Raw genomic sequence first — 25,674 nt, 5'->3', positions numbered from 1 at the left:
CATGGGGTAATTACTATGGAATTTCCCCATCTCATGCAGTTAATGGCAGAAAATCAGTTTGACACTATCTATCATGAGCACTTCTCTTATTTTTCCTTCATCACAGTGGAAAAAGTTTTTACCGCCCACGGTTTGACTATCTTTAATGTGGAGGAATTAGCTACTCATGGTGGATCTCTAAGAATTTATGCTCGTCATACTGAAGATTCCTCTCAACTTGTGAGCCAGCAGGTATTAGAACTGAAAGATAGAGAACAAGCAGCAGGTTTTACACGCTTAGAACACTACTTTTCCTTTGGTGAACAAGTTAAAGAAACCAAACGCAAGTTACTAGATTTCTTGAGCAAGGCTAAGCGAGAGGGAAAATCGATTGCAGGTTACGGTGCTCCAGGTAAGGGAAATACTCTCTTAAACTATTGTGGTATTCGCACAGATTTTCTTGACTACACAGTAGACCGTAGCCCTTACAAACAAGGTCAATTTTTACCAGGGACTCACATTCCAATTTTTCATCCAGACAAAATTAAAGAAACAAAACCTGACTATGTGCTGATTTTACCCTGGAATCTTAAGAAGGAAATTATGACACAAATAGCTTACGTTCGGGATTGGGGAGGCCAATTTATTGTGCCAATCCCTGAAGTTAATGTCTACCTTTAAATATTTGATATTTTGTCATCATCAAAAATGAAGAAGTTAACATGAAAGTAGTTTTATTTTGTGGTGGTTTAGGAACTAGAATGAGAGAATACTCAGAAAGTATTCCTAAGCCAATGGTGAACATTGGCTATAGACCGATATTATGGCATGTAATGAAATACTATGCTCACTATGGACACAAAGATTTTATCTTGTGTCTGGGTTACAAGGCTGACTTAGTTAAAAGCTACTTCTTAAATTACAATGAATGGCTTTCTAATAATTTTAGTCTGTCGAATGGTAACAAAATTCAATTATTTAACTGTGATATTCAAGATTGGAATATCACATTTGTAGATACAGGTCTAACAGCCAATATTGGTCAAAGATTTAAGGCGGTAGAAAAGTATCTAGAAGGAGAAGAAGTATTTTTAGCTAACTACAGCGATGGTTTGACAGACTTGCATCTACCAACATATATTGAGCATTTTTATCAACGTAATAAAATAGGTAGTTTTTTGTGTGTCAGACCAAGCCAAAGTTTTCACATAGTTGATATAGATGAGGATGGTTTGGTGAGGGATCTCAACGATGTCAAACAGCGTAATATTTGGATTAATGGAGGATATTTTATCTTTAAAAAAGAAATTTTTAACCATATTCATCAAGGGGAAGAACTTGTCCTTGAGCCTTTTCAGAGACTGATTGCCAAAGAAGAACTTTTTGCGTATAAATACACCGGATTTTTTGGAGTTATGGATACGTTTAAAGAAAAGCAACAGTTGGATGATATGTATGCTCAAGGCGAAAGACCTTGGGAAGTATGGAGAAATAAACAACTAGAAGTAAGCTATGTATGATCCAACTTAGCTTGAACAAGACAGAAGAATCTGAGTACAAAATTCTTTGTCTAGGTTCTCATTGCGATGATATCGAGATTGGTTGTGGAGGCACAATATTAAAGTTGATAGAGAATTATCAGCATGTTGTCGTCTATTGGGTTGTCTTTAGTTCCAACGAACAAAGAGTACAGGAAGCAACAGTAAGTGCCAGTATCTTCTTAAAAGAAATACAGGTAAAGAAAATTATCATTAAAAAATTCCGAGATGGCTTTCTCCTTTTCCAAGGGATAGAGGTGAAAGAATGCTTTGAGCAGTTGAAGCAGGAATTCTCACCAGATATAATCTTTACTCATTACCGAGACGATCGCCACCAAGATCACCGATTAATTTCTGACCTGACTTGGAATACTTTTAGAAATCATTTAATTTTGGAATACGAGATTCCCAAATATGACGGTGATTTGGGTATTCCCAATTTTTTTGTTCATTTAGATGAAGCTCTCTGCCGTCGAAAAATTCAATACATTTTGGATGCGTTTCCCACACAGAATAATAAGCAATGGTTTAGGGAAGAAACTTTCCGTTCAATCCTGAGAATTCGGGGAATTGAGTCTAATTCACCGAGTAATTATGCCGAAGCATTTTACTGCCGAAAAATGCTTTTTCAATAGGTTATTTTATGTTTGCCAAATTGCCCATTAACAAAACACTTCCCCCCGCAAAGAGAGGCTCGGCGAGGTGTTATGGGTATACATCAAGCTAGCATGATATGCACCAGAATATGCCTGTGGTTATCGTTATGATGATCCAGCTTTTGGTATTGAGTGGCCACTGCCTGTAAGTGAAATTTCAGAAAAAGATACATCTGGGATCTGTTAACTTTTGTTCCAATTGAAAGCAGAAAATAATAAATACATGAGTCTTATTGGTCTAACAGCATCCTCATATCAGATTGGCCAGGAACTTTATCAACTAGTCTGTCAGCTATACCCTATTTGCCGTAGTATTACAGGTAATGGCGTTAGAGAAACTCTAAAAATTATTAATCAGCATATTCCTTTATCGGTTCATGAAGTTACGACAGGGACTCAAGTCTTCGATTGGACAGTTCCGAATGAATGGAATATTAAAGATGCTTACATTAAAAATTCCCAAGGTGAGAAAGTTGTAGATTTTGCTAACTCGAATCTGCATGTTGTTAGCTATAGCCTTCCAGTTCACAAAAAAATATCTTTAACAGAACTCAAAGCGCATCTATTTACACAGCCTGAGCATCCAGACTGGATTCCCTACCGCACTTCCTACTATAAAGAAACTTGGGGCTTTTGCCTAAGTCATAAACAATATCTGGAACTAAATGATGAAGAATATGAAGTCTATATTGATTCCTCTCTTGAACCAGGTCATCTGACCTATGGCGAGTATTACATTCCAGGCAAAAGCACTGATGAAGTTTTGATTTCTTGTCACGTCTGCCATCCTTCACTTTGTAATGATAATCTTTCGGGAATTGCGATCGCTACTTTTATTGCTAAGTATTTAAGTCAAACTACACCAAAATATTCCTATAGATTTCTCTGGATTCCGGGAACCATTGGCTCAATTACATGGTTGGCTCTCAACGAGGCTAAAGTCAATAATATTAAACATGGCTTGGTATTAACTTGTTTAGGAGATTCAGGCAAGTTTACTTACAAAAAAAGCCGTAGAGGTAACGCTGAAATTGATAAAATTGCTGCTTATGTACTTAGAAACTCAAAACAGGATTACAAAATTATAGATTTCTTCCCCTATGGCTATGATGAGCGACAATACTGCTCGCCTGGATTTAATCTAGCTGTTGGCTGCTTAATGCAATCGCCTCATGGTAGTTTTCCGGAATACCACACTTCAGCAGATAATTTAAACTTTGTTCAACCCCAATATCTTGCCGAGTCATTCTTTCAATGTAGTTCGATATTGTATATCCTCAACAATAACGAAATCTACTACAACCAAAATCCCAAATGTGAGCCACAGTTGGGTAAAAGAGGAATATATCAGGCAGTTGGTGGTCAGAAAGATAGCGGGCTAAACGAAATGGCGATCTTGTGGGTTTTGAATTTATCCGATGGTCACCATACTCTGCTAGATATTGCAGAAAGGTCAGGAATGGCATTTGATGTGATTAAATATGCTATTAATACATTATTGGCACATGACTTGGTGACTTCTCTCACCAGTAATGTTAATTCTTTAGCTAAGGCCAATCTAACGCCGCCAACTTGCAAAAATTCGGACAATAGCCCCGATTGAATCTGCTCCAACAAATGTAACTCTCGCTCTCTGAAACTGAAAGCGCACCTGAAAGGTTGCCTTGGCTCAGAATAAGGAGAAGGAGTCGAAATTTTTTCTATCGGTAAACCATTCAACTGCAAGGCTTCATGCCATCCCACAGCCAAAAGGGTAAAACGCAATGCGCTTTACCCCTACGCTGATTCACGATAGAGGAGCGATCGCTCTCTCATTACTTTCATCTTCACAAAAAGCAATACAAAATCGTTTTTACTCTGGAAAGTACTCATTATTGAAAATATCTTCAGGAGTAAAAGGACATTTTTCTGGAAAAATTTCAGGCTGTAAACCTGTTTTTTGAATTGCTTGCCTTCTAGCTTTAATATAAACTGCATCTAAGCAATTAAGAAAATAGTTATAAAGTGTTTTAGAACGAAAAGAAAATTCTAGCTCATCACGGAAATTAGTTATTTCTATTTGCCAACCTCTTTGAGAATATTCTTTTTCAATTTCCCAATAACGATAAAGTAAAAGATGAATTAATAATTGTTTTAAGTAACTTTCTACTTTTCGTCTTTGTTCAATTCCCAAAGCTTCAATTTCTTCTGCTAAATGTTGCCAATCGAGATTTTCAATATCTTTATTTTCTAATAGTTTAAGTGTTGTTTCTACCCATAAATAATAATCTTCCTCGTAAAGGGTAGGTTCAACAGATTTTAATATTTCTGTTGTCATAGCTAATCACTCGGAAAATTAATTATTTAATTATAACATAGGTCAGCGATCGCACTATCCCACACTCAAAATGCAGGGGTTTAGCAATGCGCCAGTTTTATAAGTGCGACTCAAAAATAGCACGATTTGAGCGAGGAAGCGATTTCTTACCGGAAGTAGGATGCTACAAGAAGCGATTGAGCTTATACTTAGTTGGTATTGTTGGGAGTATCTAGCTTGTTATACTTATTTATGCTCATTTTTCCTAATTCCTAAAAAAATGAGCAAATCGAGAATGATAACTAACAATCAGGTGTGAACTTTAATGGAATAAATTCGTCGATGATTTTGTTAGCAAAGAGAACAAATTTGAAGGAGTCGGATTCTGAAAGGCTTTGAATTCAAAGGTGTTGAAAAACTTATTGGCCCAATAGCCGCGCTTCTCGGCTTTGTGTATTTATTGCAATGGTATATTGGAGACTTGCGATCGCCTTCTGATCCCATCTTTGCAGTTCAACAGCCGCCTCTGGTCATGAAACAGGGCGACCCCTATATCCGCGCTTTAATGCGAACCATCTCGGCGAGTGAGGCCAGTGGTAATCGTCCCTATTCACTGTTGTATGGTGGGCAGCAAGTTAACGACCTTAGCCGACATCCTGAGATATGCGTCACAATTGTCACAGGCCCCAACACAGGTAATTGTTCCACTGCTGCTGGCAGATATCAAATTATCAACATTACTTGGTATCGTTTAGCCCCCCGTTATCATCCAAAACCGATGCAGATGATGTTTTGGACTGCTTATAGTTTTGAAGCAAAATATCAAGATATAGTGGTTTACCGTTGGTTAAATGATTCTAAAGTTTGGGGAACTGATATTTCTCAAATGTTACGTCAGGGAAAGTTAAATGATGTTTTGCGGCGGCTTTCTCCCACCTGGACAAGTCTAGGATATGGTATAGAAACTAATTCTGTTAGTAGCTCTTTGCCTAAAGTTTATCAGAAAATGCTGCAAGAGGAATTGACCGCAGCTAATCAACCAACAGTTACAAATTTGACACCATCGCCAACTCATTCTAGCAAGGCAGTAAATAAGTTACCAAGTAAGCAGTGAGGTTATCCTAATTTTTAACTTGCTGCATAGAAAAAATCTTTGATATTTTCTACAAAAGCCAAGGTATTTTCAAAGTGAATATTATGTCCAGCATTACTAATTATTTTTAATTGGGCAAATTTACATATTTGAACCATTTTTGTATTAATAGATATAAATTTTTTATCATATTCACCCACTAGTAAGAGCAGAGGGATTTTATTCTCTTGTAGCTTTTCCCACAAAGAAGGTTGGTATCCAGTTCCCATGAAGCACAATGATTTCTCTAATTCGTATGGATTATTCTGCAACCGACTTTCTATCATGCGATCGTATTCTGGATGATCTTTTATATAACCAAAAATTGGTTGATTGTACCAATTTGAAAGAAAAGCAGGAAAATCAATTTGAATAATACTTCTGCTTAATTTTCTAGCTATTTGAGTATCACGTCTAACTCGTTCTAATCGTTCTGGTTCTGTTGCCAAACCTGGCGAAGCTGATTCTAATACAACTTTAATAAAACGTTCTGGAAAATGTAGAGTTAGATATAAAGCCAATCTTCCGCCCATTGAATAACCAATTAAGTAGCATTTATCTATTTTTAATTCATCTAATAAATTGATTATTGCTTGAACAGTAGGTTGTATTGTATAGTATTCATCACTTCCTAAAACTTGGGTTTTACCATGTCCGGGTAAATCAAGGGTGAGATAAGAAAAATCTTCAGCTAGTACTTTTATAGCTTCATCAAATTCATTAATGTTTCCCATGAAGCCGTGTAATAAAAAAATTAGAGGTTTGTTTATATTGACACTTAAATAATAGTTAAACTTATATTTTAAAGTCATTTTTAAAGGAGATATCTAAAGTCTCAGCTGATATGATTTTTCATTACCATTGGAGCAAAGCAGAATGTTCGCAGATATTGAGAAGACAAAAGAAAGTTAATTAGTTTCAGAGGTTTTAGTTAATTTTTATTTTTCTAATTCTTAAGGTAAAAATCGATCTAAAGCAGCTTTTAACTGTTTAATTTCAACATCAATATTACCCTCTTGTGCAGCTCTAGCAATACATTCAGTTAAATGTTCATCTAAAACAATTCGCGCTACCTTATCTAATGCGCCTCGCACTGCGGCAATTTGCAGTAGAACATCAGGGCAAGGGCTATTTTGCTGCACCATTGTTTTAATACCACGAACATGTCCTTCTATCCGCGATAATCGATTGGCAATTCGCCGTAATGACTCTTGGCTATGGACGTGAGGATGAGCCGACTCTCCAGCCTCGTGAGTATGATCTGTATGCTCGTGGTCTGTATCGTGATGGTGAGAATGTTCTGCTTGTTGAGATATTGGTAAGGATTCCTTGCCTAATCGGTTTGATCCATTCATGGGTTATCAGAAGACTTGTAGTACTAAGATCCTAGCCTAGTGCGTTGCAGGGAGTGGGGAGTGGGGAATGGGGCATGGGGAATGGGGCATGGGGCATTGGGCATCCCTTCGGCTTCTCTACGAGACGCTACGCGAACGCTCAGGGCAAGTGGGCATTGGCATTGATTATTCGCTTTGTCTCCCTCATCTCCCTCATCTCCCTCATCCTCCCCTGCTCCCCCTACTCCCTACTCCCTACTTCCCACTCCCCTAACTCTACTACTGACGATTAGCTCTTTCTTGGGGAATGATTTCTGTTACTACCCTACCGCTAGAAGTGCCGCCTTTGACAACAATATTTTCTGTTTGCAGATTACCAACGGCTGTTTCACCTGTAAAATTTAACCGTGGGTCAACTTGTCGATAAACTACATTTCCCTGAGCTTCGACTAACTTATTGTCTAAATACCAAGTTAATGTATTAGATTTCAAAGACTGGCGACGCTGACCAATGGCGTTGACGTTACCTGTTAAATAAACCGTTTTTTGCGGTATTTTCATTTCACCTTGATTGGCGGTTACAGTAAGATTTTCGGCACGCTGTAACATCCGCACTGGGGAATTTGTAGTGACAGTTTCTGCGTTCATGTTCCAGGTCATAGAGTTACTAACTATTTGCACTGGTGGGTCTAGTAACTCTAATTGAGCATTTTGTTGAATAGTAGCAATTTTCGTTTTTAAGTTGACTTCGGCAGAATTTCCCTTGCCGCGATCGCTAATTTTATTGTCTTTGTAACGGTCAATTTGTAAAGGGCGATCGCCAATCAGTTTTTCTTGTTTAATATTCCAGATTAAATGCTCGGTTCTTACTTGTAACTGGGGATCAATGGAATTTGCTACTACCCCTCCAGAAAATTCCATGCGCTGTTCGCGGGTTTTCACTCGCGCTTCCTGCGCTACAGCTTGTATTTGTTTATGACTACCGTTAATCTGCTTACGGACAATCAACAAATCTTCTTTGGGACGCCATTCTAATTCATTACCTTGCAAGACAATTCCATTATTAGGATCTGTAGCAAATATCTTACCTTTCAGAAATAACTGCTTCCCATTTTGTTCAATATCTGCAACATCTGCCTTGATTTGGTAAACTACTTTGCCATCTTGGTATAGTTCACCATAAGGACTTTCAGCTTGACCAATTTGTTTTTCTTTGGTGTATTTTGCGGTTTTAGCCCTGACTCTCCAAATAGGTCGTCCTACTTCATCTGCTTGTTCTAAGGTGACATCAAAGAAAGTCAAATTGCTATCTTGGTTAGATGAAGCCGCAGTATTTTGTTGAGAAGCTGTGGGAGATTTACAACCACAGCTTACTAAACCAAATATCAAGAAAAAAATTAAAGGGTAAAGAATAAATAGAGGAGTAGAGGAGAAATTTTTAATTTTTCTCTCGCTCTGTCTCCCCCTTTGATGAAATTGATACGCCATTATTCTTGGATTTCTAGATGTCCATCACTAGTTCTTGGGTCTTCCAAAAAACCGATACCAGATAACGGCCGGTATGGATAGCTTTGGCGAGGGGTTTTTTGAATATCTTCTTTGATGGCTTCTAAATCAATGTAGCGATCGCTTACATTAATTAAGCTGTCGCTGGTCATCGAACGCAAGCTCACTACTTCTACCCGCACGCCGCGATAGCTGACTGAATTTACCGCATAAGCCAAATCCCCATCACCGCTAACTAAAACTGCGGTATCATAAGAATCTACTAACGCCATCATATCGACTGCTATTTCTACATCCAGGTTAGCTTTTTTAGAGCCATCTGGTAGCTGCACTAGATCCTTAGCAATGACTCGATAGCCATTGCGACGCATCCACAGCAGAAACCCCTGTTGCTTCTCGTTTGTCCGGTCTACACCAGTGTAGAAAAAAGACCTTAGTAGTCTAGAACCTCCAGTTAATCGGCACAGTAGCTTCGTGTAATCGATTTCAATCCCTAGTTGCAGTGCAGCGTAAAATAGATTTGAGCCATCAATAAATATAGCGACTCGACCCCGATTCTCCAAAACTTGTTCTGGCGTAAATATTGAATCGGTTTCAAAATTATTCAACATCATTGTCATACCTCAATTATTATCCCTGTTATTTTTGATACAAATTACCAACTTTTAGATGCTAGTCACAGCGGCTTATGATAATGTTCCGGGACTAATTTAAGTTCAGCCCCGATAAATTTTTTGAGAAAATTAAGAAAGAAATTGAACAAAATCAGAGTTTGATAAGGATTAATCGTTTTTCGGGGGTTCTATTCGCTTAAAAATCGGTTGGGGTGTACCCAACTGTTGTTTACTAGATAGTATCCCCCATGTTGCATGGGTGGCAAAAGGAGCAGTAATTGAACTTTGTATTTGATCGTTAAAGTTTATTCCAAAGCCCAGTTGCTGATAAATATCGCTACTGATGTTCGGAATAATTGGGGAAAGCAGATAAGCTGCTAGTCTAACCGATTCTAAAACTGCGTACAGAACTTTTTCCACCGACTCCTGCTGTCCCTGTTTATATAATGACCAAGGAGCCTGTTCATCAATAAACTTATTACTGGCTTGCACCAGTGAAAGGATAGTTTCGCAGGCTTCACTGAAAGCTAGCTCTTGGTATGCTTGTTTTACATGCTCCCCTAGAGGTAAACCAATTGCTTTCAAAGGATTTTCGTCAGGAATTCCTTCATTGCCGATTGATGGGACATTATTCTGGGCACAGTATTTCTTCACCATGTTCAAGGTGCGATTGAGCAAATTACCTAAATCATTTGCCAAATCTGCATTCAGAACATTAGTGAACCTTACTTCATTAAAATCTCCATCCTTGCCAAATTCGATTTCCTTAAGGAAGTAATAACGAACGGCATCACTCCCATAGCGTTGAACTAACGCCACAGGATCAAGGGTATTACCCAGACTTTTGCCCATCTTTTGACCATCTTTGGTCAAAAAACCATGCCCAAATACTCGATCTGGCAAGGGTAAGCCAGCCGACAATAGCATTGCTGGCCAATAAACTGCATGGAAGCGCAGAATATCCTTACCAATTAGGTGCAGGTTGATTGGCCACCATGTTTCTAAAGCATTTGCTAAAGTCGGTTCTGCATCTGGTTCGAGTAATGCTGTGACATAACCTAACAGCGCGTCAAACCAGACATAAAGGGTGTGCTTGGGATCAACTGGTACAGGAAAGCCCCAATCTAGATTTACCCGCGAAATGGAAAAGTCTTGCAGCCCTTGATTTACAAAGCTGAGAACTTCATTACGCCGACTTTCTGGTTGAATAAAATCGGGTCTAGATTGATAAAATTCTGTCAGCTTGGTTTGATATTTGGATAAGCGGAAAAAATAGTTTTGCTCGTCTCGCCACTCCACTTCTTTGTTAGTATGAATCGGGCAACGGTGTCCTTCTAGCAGATCCCGTTCTTCTTTGAATTCTTCGCAGGATACGCAGTACCAGCCTTGTTGTTGTCCCTGGTAAATATCACCAGACTCCCAGACTCGCTCAAAGAATTCTTTGACGATCGCTTCATGACGAGGTGCGGTAGTCCGACTAAAGCGATCGTATTGAATATCCAGTAATTGCCACAAATTAACGAAACTAGGGACAATTTCATCGCAAAACTGTTGTGGTGCTTTGCCTAAATTTTCTGCCGATCGCTGAATTTTTTGCCCGTGTTCATCTGTACCTGTAATTAGTAATACCTGATACCCTAGCAGCCCGTGAAATCGCGCTACTACATCTGCTGCGATCGTCGTATAAGCACTGCCTATATGAGGCACATCGTTTACATAATATAGGGGTGTTGTTAGTGCAAATGTCAATTCTTTTTTATTCACTAGATTCATGCAAAATAAAAATTAATTTATAAAACGTTTTAGTTTTATCGGAAAAACCAAGCAATTATACAATAATATTTCTATTTTTTCCAATAATACCTTAATAGTAGCAAACTTTTCAGATCAAAAATTGTTTTGTAATATGCATCAATTCAACTCATTTTTGCCTACAACAGCGAATCATTATCATAATTTTTTTGAATACTTTATATTAGAAATTATTGTGATCAAAAATACATAATCCAGAATCCGGAAAATTTATCTGGTTTTATGGATAAGATATTTCTATCTTAAGACGGTCATGGCAGTAGTAAAGAAATGTAAAAATTAATTTAAGATATGCCATATTTACCGGAAAAATATATTGATTAAATATGAGTCGAAATAGCCCCCTAGAGATTTCTCGCGCTTTGGTGGCGGCACTTTCAACCCAAATGTTTTGTTATTACCAGGATCGCATTCCCCAGGATGCCAGCGTTTTGGTAGTCAGCAATCACCGCAGCTTTATGGATGCACTAATTTTAATGGCGGCGTTATCGAGTCCGATTCGCTTTGCTTGCCATCACTACATGGGACAAGTGCCAGTCATGCGGGAGATTGTCACCGGTCAATTGGGGTGTTTTCCTTTGGAAGAAACTCAAAACCGTCAGCAAAGCTTTTTTTCGCAGTCGCAGGTGCTATTGCAGTCTAAGCAGATGGTAGGAGTATTTCCAGAAGGAACTGAACCAATGGTGAAATTTACTGTGCCAAACATGGTGGGTGAGTTTCAACGGGGATTTGCCCATTTGGCATTACGGGCTGATGTGCAGGATTTAGCAATTTTGCCGGTCGCGATCGCCTCCTTAGAAGAAGTAAACACTTCTGGCTTCCCCTTAAAGCTTTTGAGTCTATTTGACCCTTCAGAACCTTTATTTAACCAAAGTGGTTGGCATCCTCTGGTACTTTATCGTCGGGTTGCAGTGTTAATCGGTCGCCCTTATTGGATTACGCCCCAACATCAAAAAAAATATCACGGCAAGCAAGCCAGAACTGTTGTGGCTGAACTGACAGAACATTGTCATGGTGAAATTAGCGATTTACTGCGTCAAGGTTGCTATTAGAGACATTCGATTTTGGATTTTGGACTTCGACTTCTCTCCGAGACGCACTCGCGTTCGCTCAGTCCTTCTCTACGAGAGGCTGCGCCAACGACTTCGCTCAGGAACCATCGAACGATTTTGAATTTTGGATTGTCCCTACGACTTTCAGTAGCTTGTTCCCAAACCTTTTTTATTTTTGCTCAAAACTACCGAAGCTCGTAACAGCAACAATCAGCAATCCAAAAGTTTTATACCATTGACTAATGACTAATGACCAATGACCAATGACCAATGACTATCCAAGAAGTTGAGCTAAATCCTTGTTTCCTAACTCCTAAACGAGTCAAGCCAGAGTATCCCCTGTTGGTATATTTGCCAGGAATGGATGGAACTGGTCAACTATTGCGATCGCAAACGGCTGGATTAGAAACTGGCTTTGATGTCCGTTGTTTAGCGATCCCACGCAAAGACCTTAACAGTTGGGATGTGCTAGCTAAGAGTGTATTGGACTTAATCTATGCCGAATTAGAAAAAAGCTCTCAGAGGCCAGTTTACCTGTGTGGTGAGTCCTTTGGTGGTTGCTTGGCAATGAAAGTAGCAATCCAAACGCCGCATTTATTTAAGCGAATTATCTTAATTAACCCAGCTTCGTCCTTTCGTCTTCGCCCTTGGTTGCATTGGGCATCCCAACTTACTTACTTAGTGCCATCAGAATTGTATGATGTTGGCGCACTGGGGTTGTTGCCGTTTCTAGCATCTTTGCCACGCATTTCTCAAAGCGATCGCCATGAACTGCTAAAAACTATGCGTTCTGTGCCGCCAGAAACCGTTCATTGGCGGTTGTCTTTACTGCGAGAATTTGAAGTTGATAACGAACAGTTAGCTTGCTTAACTCAACCGGTTTTGCTGATTGCTGGTGGTAGCGATCGCCTTTTACCTTCTGTAACTGAAGTAAAGCGCATAGGGAATATCTTACCAAATACCAAAATTGTGGTATTGCCCCATTGCGGACATGCTTGCTTGTTAGAGGAAAATATTAATCTCTATGAAATTCTTAAAGATAACGACTTTTTAGAAAGTAATTAAGCCTGAGTAATCTCACTTTTTGAGTGGCAAATAGGCTAGAGTTATATCTTTGGTAGTTGGCATAATTAAGTGATAATGTTGCGCCAATACTGGCTAAAAATATCAGCACTACTCGACCTAATTTTGTGTAAGTGATTTTCATCATCCTTCTTACAATAAAGTGCTAGCCTTAACATTAAGCTCCAGGTTGTAACACTACTAGCTGAGTAGGGTTTTCAATCGTTAGTTGACAAGTGCCCTCTTCTAGTTCTATTGGCTCTACTCCAATAATATTAACTTGTTTTCTATTAATGATTTCTGGTGAGCTACCATCTGTAATTTTGTTCAGCGTTTGTGAAGAAACAAAGACTTGGCAGGTTTTATGATTTTCTCGTTCCAATCGTAATCGAATCATTCCATTACTCTGGTTGGTGAAACCAGCTACCCGTCCTAGAATCCCTTGAGATGTTGCCTTACAAAAAAATTGTACGGGATTTCTACTAAAATTAGCGCAAGACAAAACTTGATCTGCTCTTAATGCAATCGCTCTAAATTCTTTATAGTCTGGCTCTTTTCCTGTATCGTAGTTTGCCTGCTCCTTAATTTTTTTAGGCGCATTTTCTAAAATTTTTTGAATCTGCTTTTGAACAGTAGGACTTAATTTTGGAGATAAGTAAACTCCTGTGCCTGGAATTTCTCTACTAATTTGAATTACTCGAAATTGTGGATCATCCTTGATTGTACTGTATACAACTGCTCCTATATCTGCTTGTTTATTAGCTACAAGCTCTCGGATTTTACTACTTCTATGTCCTGCTGTTACAGTCATAGATTTTCCATATAAATCATAGGTAGGCATATAGAAGCTCGAAGCTGAATTGAAATCTCCAAGAGCGATAGTTGTTGTAGACTTAATATCTTCAATTGACTTAATTGGACTATCAGACCTAACAAATAAAGCTGATTGATAAGTAAGCGGATACTTAGGAAACATTCGATATAACCATTTGTAGCTATTATCTTTGGCTCGCATTCCATTCATGGGTGAGTTGGCAAATACGATATCCCATTTGTTTTTAGAAATATTATTTTGAGCTTCTTTATATGTAATTTCAGAGTTACCTTCAACTACTACATCTCTGGCTTGATAACCGAGTTGTTTTTTCAAGTATGTTTTAAATTCTGAATACTGCTTAGGTGAAGTGACAATACCTACAACAAGAGGTTTTTTAGTAATATCTTTATAACAAATACCATTTACTCTTGTTTCAGTGGACGTTTCGCATGTTCTGGGATTAAAATAATACCAAACAGCAAATATTCCTACTCCTACTACTACAAAGCAAGGAAGGATTTTAGAAAAATGAATATATTTGTTATGAGGTGGTTTTTTGGGGGGTTCAACAGGTTTTGGAGGTTCTACTGGAGGTGGTTCTACAGTAGTGCCAACAGGTTTTGGTTTTGGAGGTTCTACTAGAGGTTTTACTGTAGTGTGGTCAGGCGGCTGAACATTTATAAGTATTTCGATTTTTTCTAGTGAGATTCCTGTGAGTTCGCTAATAATTTTTTTAATACCAACTTCGTTGAATTTTGAAGCAACATTTTCCCTAGTTCTAATACTGCCTAAAACCTGTTTTATTCTGGATACATGACAAATATGCACTGATTTTCCAGGTTGAAAGGTATTAATAACTGCATCTTCTATTTCAAATTGTGTTTGGTCGGGGGCAACAACAAAATAATTAACCCAGAAAGGAATATCCTGAAATATACAAGACCGAAGTTTATCTTTAATAACTAGGCTGTATCGTTCAACTTGTCTATATGGATTGCCGCCAGATGCTTTAATTTCTTGATTATCAGAAAACCATGCTTCGTTGGCGCTTCCTGTCCACTTCCCTCTATATCCTTTTGCCTCCAAACATACAAATACTCCTGGCTCCATAACCACCAAAGCATCAATTTCGTGAAAGTTTGAACCGAGAGCCTCTCTAAAAGAAAAACCCATAAGGGCATAACCGGCAAGTTGTGCTTGCTCTAGAGTTGTTTTTAATTCTCTCTCAAAACCTTGAAGTTCAACTCCCTCTGGTAAAAGTACTTTCATAACCTTCTAGTTTAAATAGCCCATGCTATATTATTTGTTACATGCTAACAATGTAAAATCACGGATTTAATCAGTTAATATACTGAAATTGTGTTTTTATAGTAAACTTATTTTGCTTTAATTCAGGGAATTTTTTAAGTGATGTAAAATTTGAATTTAAGCGAGTCAAAATTGGGAAACAGCGTAGTTTACCGCCGTAGGGATCGCCTCAGCTTCTCCCATAACTGAAGTGCGATCGCACGGAAAGACCTTAATACTTGGGATGTGCTAACTAAGAGTGTATTGGACTTGAGCCACGCAATATTTTAACTTTTGCCTTGTTCCGTGAGAAGATAGGGTAAAGGACATCTAATATCTCGTTAATTTCAAATAATATTTACGTCCTGAAAAAGCTTAACCACATATTTATTGGAGACTCTAAAATGGTTGCTCTCAAAGAGTTCCTCAGCCTAGAATTAGATAAATTGAATGAAGAACAACTCAAACAAGTTAGTGATTTTATTGCCTTTCTAAAATTCCGCAGCAGAAATATTAGCTGGCAAATAGATAAAAATCAAATGGCTACTCTTTACAGTGAATTTGCCCAGGAAGATCGTCAACTAGCTGAAGCAGGATTAGAAGAATATGCAGAACTTCTTACACAAGAAGATTTGAAATGAAGGTTCAACGAGGTGAAGTATGGCTAGCTAATTTAGACCCTACCAAGGGTTCTGAACAAGGAGGCACAAGACCAGTTATTATTTTTCAAGATGATATCATCGCCGAATTTTCTACCACTATCATCACCATTCCTCTAACAACAAATTTACGTCGTGCGTCTTTGCCAACCTGTTTATTAATTCAAAGTGGTGAAGGTGGATTAGAACGAGATTCAGTTGCTCTTTGCCACCAATTGCGGGTAATTGATAAAACAAGATTGCAAAGAAAAGTGGGCGTTCTGACTCCAGAAATACTCACTATTTTAGAAGGTAACGTGTTGTTGACATTAGGTTATCAGTTGTAAAATCAGAACCTCTGTCACTATTCGGATGTCTATAGTTAAGGCTCAGAATAATTCTTATTTGCTCTGACAACTTGTACTTGTCGGCAGATGTCAAGCCACTCACATTTTCGCTACAACCAAAAGAGAGGCTTTACAAGATGGTGTCAAGCTATGACAGACAAATCACAAGAAATACAGGTGAATAAATTAGTTAATTCACCCAGAGAAACTTCAGAAGTAAAAATCCAGGCTCAATCATCAGTAGAAAATCAACCGTCTATAGTAGAGTCTTTTATTAAAACTGTTGCTGAGACTGGCAAAGCAGTTTTAGACACAGCAGTAGGGGTGGGAGAAGCAACAGCGAAAGAAACACACAAGTTTATTGAGCAAACAACTCAAAGTAGCGGTCAGGTTGTGAATCACCTGAGTGAAAATTGGCTGATTAGAAAACTATCTGGAGTATTAAATCTAAATTGGCTCATTAGTGATACTAACCTTGTTGATTTGGAAAAAGCAGAAGCGGCAGTAAACAAGCTCAAACAACAGTATCCCAATGAATCAGCTAGCCAGATTGCTCACCGAATCATGGTGGAAAAAGCAACTCAAGCAGGCACAGTTGGACTAGCAACAAGTGTTTTACCAGGAATAGCAGTTGCATTATTGGCAATTGATTTAACAGCCACAACCAAAATACAGTCAGAAATGCTTTATGAGATTGCATCTGTCTACGGGCTAGATTTAAAAGATCCTGCCCGGAAAGGTGAAATTTTGGCAATTTTTGGTTTGGCTTTGGGTGGAGGTCGTCTGTTGAAAGCTGCGGGATTAGGCTTGCTGCGAAATATACCCTTGGCGGGTGCGGTAATTGGAGCTAGTTCAAATGCGACGATGATCTATTCATTGGGTTATGCTGCTTGTCGATTTTACGAAGCCAAGCTAGATGAATCAACTTCGCTCTCATCGCCACAGACACTCTTCACATTAAAAGCAGAGAGTGAAAAGTATTTAGAAACTGCGATCGCTCAAGAAGCCGTCATGGATCAAATTTTAGTTCACATGATCCTCGCTAGTCATCCAGAGAAGACTTGGGAAGAAATTTTGCCAGAGTTACAAATTTTAAACCTCACTCCTAATTCCTTGGATACCATTGCCCAAAATATCAAATCGCCCAAGCCTTTAGATGTACTGCTCAATCAGTTGAATCGTGATTTTGCCATACCCTTGCTGGCTCAGTGTTACAAAATTGCCCAGCTTGACAATAAGACTACACCAGTTGAGCAAGAAATAATAGAAGCGATCGCCAGCAAATTTGATATTGAAAAAAATGGAATTGGGGCATAGAGCATAGAGCATGGGGCATTGGGCATTGGGCATGGGGCAGGAGGTAAAACAGTAAAGTTCATAGCTTTATTAACGAGTATCAAAGACTCGTCAACGGGGTTCTGAGGTGGATTAACGAGTATCAAAGACTCATTAACGGAGTTCTGAGGTGGATTAACGAGTATCAAAGACTCATTAACGGAGTTCTGAGGTGGATTAATGAGTATCAAAGACTCATTAACGGAGTTCTAAGGTGGATTAATGAGTATCAAAGACTCATTAACGGAGTTCTGAGGTGGATTAATGAGTATCAAAGACTCGTTAATGAGTGCTATTTATACTAATTAGCTTTTAACTGGATAAACGCTTTCTCCAATTGTTGCCTCGGCTTCTCCCTCAAGAACGTATACGCACTCTTCTTCGTGATAGTGCATATGAAGCTCCGTTGATTCACGTCTAGGCTGTACTTCAATGATGTGAAAACCGATATTTTTTAAACCTGTCAAATCTCCTAAAGACTTATTCAGTCTGCGAGCATTGGAGTTGAGAAAATGTGTTTTTTCTAGTCCTTCATAAGACTCAATCTCTTCTTTGGTGACTAAATACTTTTCCATTTCTTGATACCAAGGTGCTAAGAAAATTTGATGGTGAACAAGCAAGGGGCCTAAAGATGAATTAAGGCGGCAGTTAAAACAGGTTCAAGGGTTCCATCTCAGCAGAAGTGATCGCTTCTATTTGTGGATGGGATTATATCATCACCTCGTTATTAAGTGCAACTTCATAGAAAGCGGCGGGAAACTCCATCCCGCAAGTGGCGTGGAGAGGGACAGCCGCCCCGCCGATCAAGGGCATTAGGCAGAGGAGGTAAAAAAGTGGAGTTCTGAGCAAAGTTCACAAGTATCAGACACAGAACTAGCCATTTTTAATAACTTTAAAGCCAGCCAAGCTCCAACGGCTTGGCTGGCTTTTGTAGTGTTTTACTAAGTTAATGTTCTATCATTAATCTTTCCAAATATAACTACCTCTCTTTTTTTAAAACCTTTTCCTTTTCTAACTCGAACTTTAAGTTGTTGTTTATCTAATCTAAGTTTTTGCCTAGTTAATTCCTGAGCTATTAATTCCTGAGCGCGGCTTTCAATTTTAATTTGGCTTTCTATTGGCTGTTCTTTAATTTTTTCTCTTAGGCTTTTACCCATTCTTCTTAGCATTCCTCTTTTAATTTTTTAAGATGACTCTTATAGCGTTTTCTAATACCTCAGCCGTAGCAAGCAACTCATTTTTTACTTCTTGAGGTAGAGCATCAAACTCAGACTCGAAATCATCATGAAACTCAACTTGCCATTCCACTAATTTATTATGGTTAAAATGTCATACATTTTCAAGAGTATTATCGATTGACACTCTCAGCACTAACATTATAGCCACTAACCCCTGCTCCCCACTCCCCACTCCCCACTCCCCACTCCCCCTATACTGAAACAAGAATTTTGAGCAATACTGGTACAAGAAGGAATATTTACACAAAACCGCAAAATGACAATTCAACCTAGTGATAAGCCTTTGCTAGAGTGGGCAGGCGATAGTTTGGCAATTGGATTATTTGAAGATGCAGTAGAGTTAACTGGAGAATTGGCAACTTTAGATCAAAAGTTTTCCGGGGTCTTAAAAGAACTAATTGCTGAAGAAGAATTTAAAGGTAAAGCCAACAGTACCATCTTCACTCGTGTGAATCCTGGTAGCCCAGTGCGGAAATTGATTCTGGTAGGTTTAGGTAAACCAGATGAACTAAAACTCGACACTTTGCGACGCGCTGCTGCTGCTGTAGCCAGAGTGGCAAAAAAGCAAAAAAGCAAAATTTTGGGATTTAATTTCCCATTGTGGAATAATGATCCAGCCGGAAGCGCCCAAGCGATCGCAGAAGGTGTAGAATTGGCGCTTTACCAAGATATTCGCTTTAAATCAGAACCAGAAGATAAAGGTTCACAAATAGAAACCGTAGATTTACTAGGACTGGCTGGACAAGAAACAGCCATCACCCGCGCCAATCAAATTGTGTCAGGGGTAAACTTGGCACGGGAGTTAGTAGCAGCACCAGCCAACGCAGTCACACCAATTACTTTGGCAGAAACTGCTCAAGCGATCGCAAAGGATCACGGTTTGCAACTACAAATTCTAGAACGAGAAGACTGTGAAAAGTTGGGCATGGGTGCTTTTTTGGGAGTCGCTCAAGCTTCCGATTTGCCACCGAAATTTATTCACCTAACTTACAAGCCAGAAGGTACACCCAAAAGGAAAGTAGCAATTATTGGTAAAGGTTTAACCTTCGACTCCGGCGGACTCAACATCAAAGGTGCTGGTAGCGGCATCGAAACCATGAAAATTGATATGGGCGGTGCAGCAGCAACCTTGGGTGCGGCAAAAGCAATTGCTCAAATTAAGCCAGATTCCGAAGTTCACTTCATCTCAGCGGTCACTGAAAACATGATTAGCGGTCACGCCATGCACCCTGGAGACATTCTTACAGCATCAAACGGCAAAACAATCGAAGTTAACAACACCGACGCTGAAGGACGTTTGACCCTAGCAGATGCCTTGGTGTATGCCGACAAATTGGGATTAGATGCGATCGTGGATTTAGCCACCCTAACCGGCGCTAACATCATTGCCTTGGGTGAGGATATTGCTGGTTTGTACACACCCAACGATGCTGTAGCTTCCCAGCTAGAGAAAGCTGCCCAAACTTCAGGAGAAAAGATTTGGCGGATGCCAATGGAAGAAAAATATTTTGAAGGGCTAAAATCTGGCATTGCGGACATGAAAAATACTGGCCCGCGTCCAGGTGGTTCCATTACCGCCGCCCTTTTCCTTAAGCAATTCGTCAAAGAAACACCTTGGGCGCACTTAGATATTGCAGGACCTGTGTGGACAGATAAAGAAAATGGCTACAACGGCGCAGGGGCAACCGGCTACGGCGTTCGGACGTTAGTTAATTGGGTAGAAGGGAGTGGGGAGTAGGGAGTAGGGAGGCAGGGGAGGCAGGGGAGGATGAGGGAGATGAGGGAGATAAGGCGAATAATCAATGCCCAATGCCCACTTGCCCTGAGCGACTTGTACGCTCGCTAGTCGAAGTAAGCTGAAGGGATGCCCAATCCCCAGTGCCCAATACCCCACTCCCCACTCCCTACTCCCTACTCCCAAACAATTCGTGCTATCTTGAGCTTGCCAGCAAAAATTGTTGCAATAGTAACAAAAATAATTTGGCGGTCAGAAAGTTAAGCTTTTTCGGGCTTTGCCATCTGGTAAAATTTGTAAGGTTTCTAGAAACTGTGAGCAATGGGATCGACTCGCGTAAGGATCGCAATTGACGCAATGGGAGGGGATCACGCACCCGGTGAAATCGTTGCTGGCGCATTGCGAGCAAGAGAAGAATTGGGTGTAGATGTATTACTGGTTGGTGATCCTCAACAGATAGAAGCTGCCTTGCCGCCAAAAACGAACTTAGGGCAGGTGGAGATCGTGACTGCACAGGAAGCGATCGCTATGGATGAGGAGCCTTTAAATGCAGTTAGACGCAAACGCAAGGCTTCTATCAATGTGGCGATGGATTTAGTCAAGCAGCAAAAAGCAGATGCTGTATTTTCTGCTGGCCACTCTGGGGCCGCTATGGCATCAGCTTTGCTCCGCTTAGGACGATTGCCAGGAATTGACCGCCCAGCCATAGGGACTGTTTTTCCGACAATTGTTGCTGGTAAGCCAGTGTTGGTACTTGATGTCGGCGCGAATGTAGATTGCCGTCCGAAGTTTTTAGAGCAGTTTGCCGTCATGGGATCGGCTTACAGTCAATATGTTTTAGGTACAACCGAACCTAAAGTAGGTTTGCTGAATATCGGTGAAGAAGACTCTAAAGGCAATGATGCAGCCGTCCGTGCCCACCAACTACTACGCGAAAATTCCCAAATTAATTTTATTGGCAATGCCGAAGGGCGTGATGTGCTTTCTGGTCGCTTTGATGTGATTGTCTGTGACGGCTTTGTGGGCAATGTATTATTAAAATTTGCCGAAGCAGTCGGAGAAGTGATTCTGCAAATTCTGCGGGAAGAATTACCCCAAGGATTACACGGTCAAATCGGTTCAGCACTCTTAAAACCAAACCTGAAGCGGATTAAACAGCGGATGGATCACGCAGAACATGGTGGGGCTTTGCTGTTAGGCGTGGCAGGTGTCTGTTTTATCGGTCACGGTAGCTCACAAGCTCCTTCAATTTTTAATGCAATTCGCATGGCCAAAGAAGCCGTTGACAACCAAGTGATACAACGAATTCAGTCCCAATATATCCTAGAGCGCGAGAGCGGTTAGTCATTAGTCATTAGTCATTAGTCATTAGTCATTAGTCATTGGTCATTTGTAAAAGATAAAGGACAACTGACAAAAGACAACTGATAAAGGACAAAGGACAACTGACAAAGGACAAAAGACAAAGGACAAAAAGCTGATAGCTTGGGAGATTAGGAGTGCAAAACTTAGGCGTAGCAATTACCGGAAGTGGCTCGGCAGTACCAGCAACTTCCCTACACAACCAGACATTGAGTGAAGTAGTTGAAACATCAGATGAGTGGATAACTACAAGAACTGGAATTCGTCAACGGCGATTAGCCCTGCCATCTGAGTCCTTGAGTGTACTCGCTACTGCTGCCAGCAGTCAGGCGATCGCAGCTTCGGGAATTAAACCAGAAGACCTAGACCTGATTCTGCTAGCGACTTCTACCCCTGATGATTTGTTTGGTAGTGCTTGTCAAGTACAGGCTCAATTAGGAGCCACCAACGCAGTAGCCTTTGACTTGACCGCAGCCTGCTCTGGCTTTGTGTTTGGTCTAGTTACAGCAGCCCAATACATTAGAACGGGTGTCTATAAAAATGTGCTGTTGATTGGGGCAGATATCCTCTCTCGCTGGGTAGATTGGGAAGATCGGCGGACTTGTGTATTGTTTGGTGATGGTGCGGGGGCGGTAGTATTACAGGCTGACAAAAGCGATCGCTTATTAGGATTTGCCCTTAAAAGTGATGGTACTCAAAACCATCACCTCAACCTTGCTTATGCAGGCGCTTCCCAAGAACTGCTCCTCAATGTAAATATCACTAAAGGCACTTACCAACCGATTACTATGAACGGCAAAGAAGTCTACCGCTTTGCTGTGCAAAAAGTTCCCGAAATCATTGATAAAGCCTTATTTCAAGCCAACCTCAGTGTTGATAAAATAGACTGGCTGCTATTGCATCAAGCCAATCAGCGAATTATTGATGCTGTTGCCCAACGCCTGAATGTCCCAGAACATAAAGTTATAAGTAATCTCGCCCAGTACGGCAATACCTCTGCTGCTTCCATTCCCTTAGCTTTAGATGAAGCAGTGCGGGAAGGTAAAATTAAACCCAATGACATCGTTGCTGCATCCGGCTTTGGTGCCGGTCTTACCTGGGGTGCGGCAATTTTCCAATGGGGAAGGTGAATATTTTGTCCTTTGTCATTAGTCATTTGTCCTTTGTTAATGACCAATGACCAATGACTAATACTTCGACTACGCTCAGTACAAGTGACTAATGACTAATGACTAATGACCAATGACAAAAACTGCATGGGTGTTTCCCGGACAAGGTTCTCAAGCGCTGGGAATGGGAATGGATTTACTAGATATACCATCGGCTAAAGATAAGCTTGCCAAAGCTGAAGAGATTTTGGACTGGTCTGTAACCGAAATCTGTCAAAACCAAGAAGAAAAGTTATCACAGACGCTATACACTCAGCCAAGTCTTTATGTGATAGAAAGCATTCTTGCTGATCTTCTCCGAGAACGAGGACACCAGCCAGATTTAGTTGCTGGTCACAGTTTGGGAGAATATACTGCCCTTTATATAGCGGGTGTCTTTGAGTGGTCGGCTGGTTTGTATCTGGTGAAGCGTCGTGCAGAACTTATGGATAGTGCCGTCGGTGGGATGATGGCGGCTTTGATGAATTTTGACCACGAACAGTTAGAAAAAGTTATTGCTCAAACGCCTGATGTGGTAATAGCAAATGATAATAGTTCGGCTCAGGTGGTAATTTCAGGCACGACTGAGGCTGTACAAGCAGTGATGACTCAAGTTAAAGCAAAGCGGGCGATTCCCTTAAAAGTTTCTGGAGCATTTCATTCACATTTAATAGCACCAGCAGCTGCGGAATTTCAAGATATTTTAGAATCTGTGGAATTTCAGCCAGCTACTGTACCAGTGTTGTCTAATGTAGAACCAATTGCGTCTATTGATGCCGAGATTTTAAAGCAACGCCTGAATAAACAAATGACTGGTTCTGTAAGATGGCGAGAAATTTCTTTGCAATTACCAGCCAACGGCATTCAGCAAGTAATAGAAATTGGCCCTGGTAAAGTGCTAGCTGGTTTAATTAAACGTAATAGCCCTGACTTAATATTAAAAAATATCCAGAGTGCTGCTGATTTGCCTGAATGAACTAATATCATGTCCGGCAAATTGCTTATGATATGTCATTGCGAGTGCAACGAAGTGGAGCGAAGCAATTCCCTTGAACTCTGCGATTGCTTCACTTCGTTCGCAATTGACTTGTGTTCAACCGGACATGATATAACGCTCAAAAGTAAATTGCATAAGCTGGGCGGGCTTTTCGGCCCACCCCACAAGAGTTATGTTTAATTCGATTATGCAAATTAGATGTTTTCTAGCTTCTGATCGACGTTAGGAGCGTCACCCGGAGGGCTTACCATAGAGGGGCAGAGAACACCGAGAGAAGAAAGAAATCAGGACTTACGCAAAAATAATTGCCCAGTAAAACATTCAACCTTGGGCAACTTAGCATAATCAGTTATTACTTCAATTGCTGGACGTTCTTCGTTTTCTTTAAGGCGATGTTTGAGAATTAAAATCGTACTGTCGATACCTTTGTGGATATTAAACGGCACTTTGTAATCTTTATAGCACGAGAAAAAGTTCTTAAACTAGTGCTGATATTTTTGAGGCGATCGCACGCCATCACCATTGAATCAATAATTGCCTCAACCAAGAAATTCCTTAACCGAACGGTATTTCCACCTCCCCACCTTCATCCTTCGACAGGTAGGATAATCTCAAATTCCGTTCCCTGTCCTAATTTAGAAACGAGATTAATTTGTCCGCCATGAGTTGACATAATGGAGTAGGCTACTGCTAATCCTAATCCCGTTCCTTTACCGACAGCTTTTGTGGTGAAGAAGGGGTCAAATACTCGTTTTTGGATTTCCTCAGAAATTCCAGTCCCATTATCGGCAATGCGAATGCTCACACTCTTAGTTAGAGAATTGCTTAGTTCGGTACGAATTGTAATAATACGAGTTGGGATTTCTGCTTCATTTAAGGCATCAATGGCATTATTCAAGATATTCATAATTACCTGATTGATTTGTTTGGCGTGACAACTCACTCGCGGAAGGTCAGCATAGTCTTTGATAATTTCAATTTCACTAAGTCGGTGTTGCAGAATTAACAGCGTATTCTCAATACCCTCATGAATATTGACGGCTTTGATATCTGCTTCATCAAGTCGGGCAAAATTCCGCAGAGATAAGACAATATTTTGAATGCGTTGACTACCTTGTTGCATTGAATTCAGCAGATTTGGTACGTCTTTGATCACGTAATCTAAATCCTTGTCATTAAAATAAGCTTGAATTTCGGTAGTAGGTTGTGGAAATTGCTGTTGATAGAGATTAATACCCTCTAGCAAATCCTGAAAATGTTCTTTTAGATATGTAATATTACCGTAAATAAAGTTAATTGGGTTATTAATTTCATGGGCAATCCCAGCAACCATTTGCCCCAAACTCGACATTTTTTCAGCGTGAATCAATTGAGCTTGGGTTTGTTGTAATTCCTGGAGAGTATGGGACAATTGCTGATTTTTATGATGAAGTTCTTGGGTACGCTGGTCTACTTTTTGCTCTAGGGTGTTGTAGAGTAAAGCGTTTTCTAGAGAAATCGCCGCTTGGCTGGTTAATAATGAAAGTATATCTAAGCGATCGCCCACAAATGCACCCATTGTTACCTGATTTTCTAAGTACAAAATCCCCAGTAACTGTCCCTGATTCCGAATTGGCATACACAGCGCACTCTTGGGTTGATGCTGGCGCATATATTCCCCAATCACATTAGACAGATGGGTTTTGAGGTCATCAATTACAACTGTTTCTAGAGTGTTTTTCACATACTGGATCAGTTTGATTGGAATACCAGGATGATTATCTAAAGGTGCTGTTTGCAACATAGTACC

29 protein-coding genes are annotated in these 25,674 nt (G+C 40.1%); 15 read left to right on the top strand and 14 right to left on the bottom strand.

Going from position 1 to position 25,674, the window contains the following annotated elements:
* From LC574_RS00590 to LC574_RS00575, 4 genes are all read left to right on the top strand, one after another.
* The coding region (locus LC574_RS00590) for a methyltransferase C-terminal domain-containing protein (protein WP_368736658.1) at positions 1-660 on the top strand (660 nt) is incomplete at its 5' end.
* A 41-nt stretch (positions 661-701) separates the two neighbouring features.
* Positions 702-1,499 carry a sugar phosphate nucleotidyltransferase gene (locus tag LC574_RS00585; protein WP_229451013.1) on the top strand — a complete coding sequence of 266 codons (798 nt, stop codon included), beginning with the start codon at positions 702-704 and terminating at the stop codon, positions 1,497-1,499.
* Positions 1,496-2,152 carry a PIG-L deacetylase family protein gene (locus LC574_RS00580; protein ID WP_229451012.1) on the top strand — a complete coding sequence of 219 codons (657 nt, stop codon included), beginning with the start codon at positions 1,496-1,498 and terminating at the stop codon, positions 2,150-2,152. Before LC574_RS00585 ends, LC574_RS00580 begins: the two co-directional genes overlap by 4 nt.
* 244 nt (positions 2,153-2,396) lie before the next feature.
* A complete protein-coding gene (locus LC574_RS00575; protein ID WP_229451011.1) occupies positions 2,397-3,776 on the top strand; it encodes a DUF4910 domain-containing protein in 1,380 nt (459 codons plus the stop codon).
* A gap of 249 nt (positions 3,777-4,025) precedes the next feature.
* On the opposite strand, the gene LC574_RS00570 is transcribed toward LC574_RS00575, so the two are convergent.
* Positions 4,026-4,490, bottom strand: a complete 465-nt coding sequence (locus LC574_RS00570) for a DUF29 domain-containing protein (RefSeq protein ID WP_229451010.1) — start codon at positions 4,488-4,490, stop codon at positions 4,026-4,028.
* A 430-nt stretch (positions 4,491-4,920) separates the two neighbouring features.
* Here LC574_RS00570 and LC574_RS00565 point away from each other — a divergent pair, with 430 nt between their 5' ends.
* Complete coding sequence (locus LC574_RS00565) at positions 4,921-5,583, top strand: glycoside hydrolase family protein (RefSeq protein ID WP_229451009.1); 663 nt, start codon at positions 4,921-4,923, stop codon at positions 5,581-5,583.
* Between the two features lie 14 nt (positions 5,584-5,597).
* On the opposite strand, the gene menH is transcribed toward LC574_RS00565, so the two are convergent.
* Together menH and LC574_RS00555 are read right to left on the bottom strand one after the other, a co-directional pair.
* Positions 5,598-6,413, bottom strand: a complete 816-nt coding sequence (gene menH / locus LC574_RS00560; protein ID WP_229451008.1) for a 2-succinyl-6-hydroxy-2,4-cyclohexadiene-1-carboxylate synthase — start codon at positions 6,411-6,413, stop codon at positions 5,598-5,600.
* Positions 6,414-6,554: 141 nt separating this feature from the next.
* Positions 6,555-6,956 (bottom strand): metal-sensing transcriptional repressor, encoded by a 402-nt coding sequence (locus LC574_RS00555; RefSeq protein ID WP_229451007.1) that lies wholly within the window; start codon positions 6,954-6,956, stop codon positions 6,555-6,557.
* 74 nt (positions 6,957-7,030) lie between these two features.
* Between LC574_RS00555 and LC574_RS00550 the strand changes: the two genes are divergently transcribed.
* Positions 7,031-7,228 (top strand): hypothetical protein, encoded by a 198-nt coding sequence (locus tag LC574_RS00550; RefSeq protein WP_229451006.1) that lies wholly within the window; start codon positions 7,031-7,033, stop codon positions 7,226-7,228.
* Here LC574_RS00550 and lptC read toward each other — a convergent pair.
* The 3 genes from lptC to metG all read right to left on the bottom strand — a co-directional run bounded on the left by lptC (position 7,215) and on the right by metG (position 10,828).
* Complete coding sequence (gene lptC / locus LC574_RS00545; RefSeq protein ID WP_229451005.1) at positions 7,215-8,423, bottom strand: LPS export ABC transporter periplasmic protein LptC; 1,209 nt, start codon at positions 8,421-8,423, stop codon at positions 7,215-7,217. The two genes, LC574_RS00550 and lptC, sit on opposite strands and share 14 nt — an antisense overlap.
* Entirely contained in the window at positions 8,423-9,052 is a 630-nt protein-coding gene (locus LC574_RS00540) for an NYN domain-containing protein (RefSeq protein ID WP_041565095.1), read from the bottom strand. Before LC574_RS00540 ends, lptC begins: the two co-directional genes overlap by 1 nt.
* Positions 9,053-9,223: 171 nt before the next feature.
* The gene (metG, locus tag LC574_RS00535; protein ID WP_229451004.1) at positions 9,224-10,828 is read right to left on the bottom strand and encodes a methionine--tRNA ligase; all 1,605 of its coding nucleotides are present in this window, start codon (positions 10,826-10,828) and stop codon (positions 9,224-9,226) included.
* 365 nt (positions 10,829-11,193) lie between these two features.
* Here metG and LC574_RS00530 point away from each other — a divergent pair, with 365 nt between their 5' ends.
* Both LC574_RS00530 and LC574_RS00525 read left to right on the top strand, forming a co-directional pair.
* Positions 11,194-11,919 carry a 1-acyl-sn-glycerol-3-phosphate acyltransferase gene (locus LC574_RS00530; RefSeq protein WP_229451003.1) on the top strand — a complete coding sequence of 242 codons (726 nt, stop codon included), beginning with the start codon at positions 11,194-11,196 and terminating at the stop codon, positions 11,917-11,919.
* Positions 11,920-12,189: 270 nt separating this feature from the next.
* Positions 12,190-12,984: an alpha/beta fold hydrolase gene (locus LC574_RS00525; RefSeq protein WP_229451002.1), complete on the top strand. Its 795-nt coding sequence runs from the start codon at positions 12,190-12,192 to the stop codon at positions 12,982-12,984.
* Between the two features lie 175 nt (positions 12,985-13,159).
* On the opposite strand, the gene LC574_RS00520 is transcribed toward LC574_RS00525, so the two are convergent.
* On the bottom strand, positions 13,160-15,067 hold the full coding sequence (locus LC574_RS00520) for a PhnD/SsuA/transferrin family substrate-binding protein (RefSeq protein ID WP_229451001.1): 1,908 nt from the start codon (positions 15,065-15,067) through the stop codon (positions 13,160-13,162).
* Positions 15,068-15,489: 422 nt separating this feature from the next.
* On the opposite strand from LC574_RS00520, the gene LC574_RS00515 reads away from it, so the two are divergent.
* From LC574_RS00515 to LC574_RS00505, 3 genes are all read left to right on the top strand, one after another.
* A complete protein-coding gene (locus LC574_RS00515; protein WP_229451000.1) occupies positions 15,490-15,726 on the top strand; it encodes a DUF4238 domain-containing protein in 237 nt (78 codons plus the stop codon).
* Positions 15,723-16,070, top strand: coding sequence for a type II toxin-antitoxin system PemK/MazF family toxin (locus LC574_RS00510; protein ID WP_229450999.1), 348 nt, complete (start codon positions 15,723-15,725; stop codon positions 16,068-16,070). Before LC574_RS00515 ends, LC574_RS00510 begins: the two co-directional genes overlap by 4 nt.
* A gap of 150 nt (positions 16,071-16,220) precedes the next feature.
* The gene (locus LC574_RS00505; RefSeq protein WP_229450998.1) at positions 16,221-17,387 is read left to right on the top strand and encodes an EcsC family protein; all 1,167 of its coding nucleotides are present in this window, start codon (positions 16,221-16,223) and stop codon (positions 17,385-17,387) included.
* Here the strand turns inward: LC574_RS00505 and LC574_RS00500 are convergent.
* From LC574_RS00500 to LC574_RS37685, 4 genes are all read right to left on the bottom strand, one after another.
* Complete coding sequence (locus LC574_RS00500) at positions 17,282-17,596, bottom strand: hypothetical protein (protein WP_229450997.1); 315 nt, start codon at positions 17,594-17,596, stop codon at positions 17,282-17,284. The genes LC574_RS00505 and LC574_RS00500 overlap by 106 nt on opposite strands.
* 114 nt (positions 17,597-17,710) lie before the next feature.
* On the bottom strand, positions 17,711-18,025 hold the full coding sequence (locus LC574_RS00495; protein WP_229450996.1) for a cupin domain-containing protein: 315 nt from the start codon (positions 18,023-18,025) through the stop codon (positions 17,711-17,713).
* Between the two features lie 321 nt (positions 18,026-18,346).
* Positions 18,347-18,562, bottom strand: coding sequence for a hypothetical protein (locus LC574_RS00490; protein WP_229450995.1), 216 nt, complete (start codon positions 18,560-18,562; stop codon positions 18,347-18,349).
* 19 nt (positions 18,563-18,581) lie between these two features.
* Positions 18,582-18,713 (bottom strand): hypothetical protein, encoded by a 132-nt coding sequence (locus LC574_RS37685; RefSeq protein WP_267871345.1) that lies wholly within the window; start codon positions 18,711-18,713, stop codon positions 18,582-18,584.
* A gap of 186 nt (positions 18,714-18,899) precedes the next feature.
* Between LC574_RS37685 and LC574_RS00485 the strand changes: the two genes are divergently transcribed.
* Positions 18,900-20,381, top strand: a complete 1,482-nt coding sequence (locus tag LC574_RS00485) for a leucyl aminopeptidase (RefSeq protein WP_229450994.1) — start codon at positions 18,900-18,902, stop codon at positions 20,379-20,381.
* On the opposite strand, the gene LC574_RS00480 is transcribed toward LC574_RS00485, so the two are convergent.
* A complete protein-coding gene (locus tag LC574_RS00480) occupies positions 20,349-20,537 on the bottom strand; it encodes a hypothetical protein (RefSeq protein ID WP_229450993.1) in 189 nt (62 codons plus the stop codon). The genes LC574_RS00485 and LC574_RS00480 overlap by 33 nt on opposite strands.
* 162 nt (positions 20,538-20,699) lie before the next feature.
* Here LC574_RS00480 and plsX point away from each other — a divergent pair, with 162 nt between their 5' ends.
* The 3 genes from plsX (at position 20,700) to fabD (ending at position 23,864) form a co-directional block, all read left to right on the top strand.
* Complete coding sequence (gene plsX, locus LC574_RS00475) at positions 20,700-21,722, top strand: phosphate acyltransferase PlsX (protein ID WP_229450992.1); 1,023 nt, start codon at positions 20,700-20,702, stop codon at positions 21,720-21,722.
* Positions 21,723-21,877: 155 nt separating this feature from the next.
* Positions 21,878-22,870 (top strand): beta-ketoacyl-ACP synthase 3, encoded by a 993-nt coding sequence (locus LC574_RS00470; protein ID WP_229450991.1) that lies wholly within the window; start codon positions 21,878-21,880, stop codon positions 22,868-22,870.
* 112 nt (positions 22,871-22,982) lie between these two features.
* Positions 22,983-23,864: an ACP S-malonyltransferase gene (gene fabD, locus LC574_RS00465; protein WP_229450990.1), complete on the top strand. Its 882-nt coding sequence runs from the start codon at positions 22,983-22,985 to the stop codon at positions 23,862-23,864.
* Between the two features lie 305 nt (positions 23,865-24,169).
* Here fabD and LC574_RS00460 read toward each other — a convergent pair whose 3' ends face one another.
* Together LC574_RS00460 and LC574_RS00455 are read right to left on the bottom strand one after the other, a co-directional pair.
* Entirely contained in the window at positions 24,170-24,331 is a 162-nt protein-coding gene (locus LC574_RS00460) for a hypothetical protein (RefSeq protein WP_229450989.1), read from the bottom strand.
* Between the two features lie 140 nt (positions 24,332-24,471).
* Positions 24,472-25,674 (bottom strand): ATP-binding protein (locus LC574_RS00455; protein WP_229450988.1); only part of this gene is annotated, 1,203 nt, incomplete at its 5' end.

It is taken from the genome of Nostoc sp. CHAB 5715 (assembly GCF_020829685.1).
In the GTDB taxonomy this organism is placed as follows: domain Bacteria; phylum Cyanobacteriota; class Cyanobacteriia; order Cyanobacteriales; family Nostocaceae; genus Nostoc.
The sequence above is the reverse complement of the archived record's forward strand: the minus strand, read 5'-3'. Positions and strand labels throughout refer to the sequence as shown.

Coding starts and splice junctions, on each gene's coding strand:
- LC574_RS00570 (WP_229451010.1), bottom strand. CDS start 4,490: ATGACAACAGAAATATTAAAATCTGTTGAACCTACCCTTTACGAGGAA.
- metG (WP_229451004.1), bottom strand. CDS start 10,828: ATGAATCTAGTGAATAAAAAAGAATTGACATTTGCACTAACAACACCC.
- plsX (WP_229450992.1), top strand. CDS start 20,700: ATGGGATCGACTCGCGTAAGGATCGCAATTGACGCAATGGGAGGGGAT.
- lptC (WP_229451005.1), bottom strand. CDS start 8,423: ATGGCGTATCAATTTCATCAAAGGGGGAGACAGAGCGAGAGAAAAATT.
- LC574_RS00555 (WP_229451007.1), bottom strand. CDS start 6,956: ATGAATGGATCAAACCGATTAGGCAAGGAATCCTTACCAATATCTCAA.
- LC574_RS00525 (WP_229451002.1), top strand. CDS start 12,190: ATGACTATCCAAGAAGTTGAGCTAAATCCTTGTTTCCTAACTCCTAAA.
- LC574_RS00505 (WP_229450998.1), top strand. CDS start 16,221: ATGACAGACAAATCACAAGAAATACAGGTGAATAAATTAGTTAATTCA.
- LC574_RS00585 (WP_229451013.1), top strand. CDS start 702: ATGAAAGTAGTTTTATTTTGTGGTGGTTTAGGAACTAGAATGAGAGAA.
- LC574_RS00490 (WP_229450995.1), bottom strand. CDS start 18,562: ATGGGTAAAAGCCTAAGAGAAAAAATTAAAGAACAGCCAATAGAAAGC.
- LC574_RS00520 (WP_229451001.1), bottom strand. CDS start 15,067: ATGAAAGTACTTTTACCAGAGGGAGTTGAACTTCAAGGTTTTGAGAGA.
- LC574_RS00540 (WP_041565095.1), bottom strand. CDS start 9,052: ATGTTGAATAATTTTGAAACCGATTCAATATTTACGCCAGAACAAGTT.
- LC574_RS00580 (WP_229451012.1), top strand. CDS start 1,496: ATGATCCAACTTAGCTTGAACAAGACAGAAGAATCTGAGTACAAAATT.
- LC574_RS00485 (WP_229450994.1), top strand. CDS start 18,900: ATGACAATTCAACCTAGTGATAAGCCTTTGCTAGAGTGGGCAGGCGAT.
- LC574_RS00510 (WP_229450999.1), top strand. CDS start 15,723: ATGAAGGTTCAACGAGGTGAAGTATGGCTAGCTAATTTAGACCCTACC.
- LC574_RS00515 (WP_229451000.1), top strand. CDS start 15,490: ATGGTTGCTCTCAAAGAGTTCCTCAGCCTAGAATTAGATAAATTGAAT.
- LC574_RS00530 (WP_229451003.1), top strand. CDS start 11,194: ATGAGTCGAAATAGCCCCCTAGAGATTTCTCGCGCTTTGGTGGCGGCA.
- LC574_RS00575 (WP_229451011.1), top strand. CDS start 2,397: ATGAGTCTTATTGGTCTAACAGCATCCTCATATCAGATTGGCCAGGAA.
- menH (WP_229451008.1), bottom strand. CDS start 6,413: ATGACTTTAAAATATAAGTTTAACTATTATTTAAGTGTCAATATAAAC.
- fabD (WP_229450990.1), top strand. CDS start 22,983: ATGACAAAAACTGCATGGGTGTTTCCCGGACAAGGTTCTCAAGCGCTG.
- LC574_RS00550 (WP_229451006.1), top strand. CDS start 7,031: ATGGGGAATGGGGCATGGGGCATTGGGCATCCCTTCGGCTTCTCTACG.